The following is a 353-nucleotide window of genomic DNA, read 5'->3' as shown; positions in this document are numbered from 1 at the left end:
TCATGCCGACTACGTGAAGAACATGATCACAGGTGCCGCCCAGATGGATGGGACCATCCTCGTGGTCTCCGCAGCCGATGGACCCATGCCCCAGACCAGGGAACACATCCTCCTGGCAAGACAGGTCGGTGTCCCATACATCGTGGTCTTCTTAAACAAGGCGGACCTGGTAGACGACCCAGAACTCTTGGAACTGGTGGAGATGGAGGTAAGAGAACTCTTAAATGAATACGAATTCCCGGGGGATGATACCCCGGTGATCTCAGGTTCGGCACTCAAGTCCTACGAGTGTGGCTGCGGCAAGGATACTTGCGAGTCCTGCGGCCCGATAATGGAGCTCTTAAAAGCTGTTG

The 353-nt window shown here is 55.0% G+C and carries 1 protein-coding gene; it reads left to right on the top strand.

The genetic code is table 11. From position 1 onward, the window contains the following. Positions 1 to 353 (top strand): GTP-binding protein (locus QMD66_00005; GenBank protein ID MDI6821262.1); only part of this gene is annotated, 353 nt, incomplete at both ends.

The sequence above is a fragment of the Actinomycetota bacterium genome (assembly GCA_030018275.1).
GTDB lineage: Bacteria > Actinomycetota > Aquicultoria > Subteraquimicrobiales > Subteraquimicrobiaceae > Subteraquimicrobium.
This window is presented reverse-complemented; position numbering and strand designations above follow the sequence as displayed.